The organism is Lishizhenia sp., from assembly GCF_033720595.1.
Taxonomy (GTDB): Bacteria; Bacteroidota; Bacteroidia; order Flavobacteriales_D; family Crocinitomicaceae; genus Lishizhenia.
This window is the reverse complement of record NZ_JAWWCF010000323.1, coordinates 1-1,598: the sequence shown is the minus strand read 5'-3', so window position 1 is coordinate 1,598 and position 1,598 is coordinate 1. Positions and strand designations below refer to the sequence as shown.

3 protein-coding genes are annotated in these 1,598 nt (G+C 37.2%); 2 read left to right on the top strand and 1 reads right to left on the bottom strand.

Annotated features, from left to right (window positions below):
• Both R3333_RS14535 and R3333_RS14530 read left to right on the top strand, forming a co-directional pair.
• Positions 1 to 262: iron chelate uptake ABC transporter family permease subunit (locus tag R3333_RS14535; protein WP_318959481.1), on the top strand; the 262-nt coding region annotated here is incomplete at its 5' end.
• Positions 262 to 963 (top strand): ABC transporter ATP-binding protein, encoded by a 702-nt coding sequence (locus tag R3333_RS14530; RefSeq protein WP_318959480.1) that lies wholly within the window; start codon positions 262 to 264, stop codon positions 961 to 963. The genes R3333_RS14535 and R3333_RS14530, both read left to right, overlap by 1 nt.
• Before the next feature lie 96 nt (positions 964 to 1,059).
• Here the strand turns inward: R3333_RS14530 and R3333_RS14525 are convergent.
• A partial coding sequence (locus R3333_RS14525; RefSeq protein ID WP_318959479.1) for an alpha/beta hydrolase occupies positions 1,060 to 1,598 on the bottom strand: 539 nt, incomplete at its 5' end.

The window sequence follows — 1,598 nt, the reverse complement described above, 5'->3', positions numbered from 1 at the left end:
TTTGTTAACCGGTACGGTAACCGCCTTATGTGGGCCCATTGCCTTTGTAGGGTTGGCTATTCCCAACATAGTGAAATACATTTTTAAGACGAGCAATCACTTATTTTTAATTTTAGGTTCGGCGTTAATGGGTGCCGTACTTTTACTCCTTTGCGACTTACTTATTTTTGCTTTTAGTGATATTGTTCAACTTCCGCTAAACGCCATAACAGCCCTCTTTGGAGCGCCTATCGTGGTTTGGATCATTCTAAAAAAATACTGATGTTTAAATTAAAAAATGTTGACATAGGGTATAAAAAGAAGCTGGTTCACATCAATGATTTGCATGTTGAAAAGGGTAAGTTATATGCACTTTTAGGAAAAAATGGTAGCGGTAAAACTACCTTTTTACAAACCCTAATGGGGAACCTGTCTCCACTTCAAGGAGAATATTTAATCGACGGTAAAGCCATACAAGACTTAAGTAAACGCGAAAAAATGCGCTACCTCAGTTATGTTCCTTCTAAATTTTACGGTGTTGAGCATTTATCCGTACGAGAACTAATTGGTATGGGACGGGCTCCTTTCACCAATGTTTTAGGAAGAATTTCACAGCGCGACAATGACAAAATAGATGAAATACTTGCGCTCCTTAAAATAGAACATTTACAGTGTTTGTCTACTCAAAAAATATCTGATGGTGAACGTCAAATTGCCATGATAGGTAAGGCGTTGGCTCAAGAAGCGAGAGCTATTATTTTAGATGAACCAACAGCGTTCTTGGACTACTCTAATCGACTTAAAACCATACAAATTCTAAAAGAAGTTGTTGCGAAGAAAGGAGTTACTGTACTCTTCTCCACACACAATCTAGACCTATCTCTCAACTACGCAGATAAGATTATCAGCATCAACAAAGAGAAAGAATTTGAAGTGTTTGAAGGCGGTATTGCCAAGGAAGTGATTATAGAAAAGGTATATTAAACTCATAAACCTCCACCCTAGTTAAATCTTTGAGGATTTACTCCTTTTAATTTTATCTAAAAAAGAAACGAGCAAAAATCTGGGTTAAAAACCATTCTAATACCTCGGTTCAAACATATTTACAAAGGCACGATAGATACTATTGTGTAAAATCGTTGCATGATCTTCTTTTCTCATCAGGGTAAAATTTACCTTGTGTTTAGTTTTTCTTTTCAATAATCGCTTTAATCTTCTGGCGTCTCGACGCATGATAAAGGGTTCCTTTTTACCTACAAAAATCTCCACATGAACAGAACGGGGAAGCTCTTCCTTTTCTAAATGTGCCTTTCCTTCTACCAGCAAACGTTCCTGATCCCACCATATACTCGGACTCACAATAAAATAGTGGTGAAACAATTGAGGTTTGTACAACAATATCTCAGTAGCTACTAAACCTCCTAAAGATTGTCCGACGAGATAACGTTGATTTGAAGCTCTGTACTTGTACTCTACAAAGGGGATCAATTCTTTTTCAAGAAAAGCAATAAAATCCTTACTATGGCCACCATTTGGAACCGCAGTAGAAAACTCTTCTAATTCGGGGTCAAAGGTGAAATCTCTTTGTCTGTCAACGTTAGCAATACCTACCACAATAG

Bases quoted from the DNA above. Each gene is read 5' to 3' on its own strand.
- R3333_RS14530 (WP_318959480.1), top strand. From the start codon at position 262: ATGTTTAAATTAAAAAATGTTGACATAGGGTATAAAAAGAAGCTGGTT.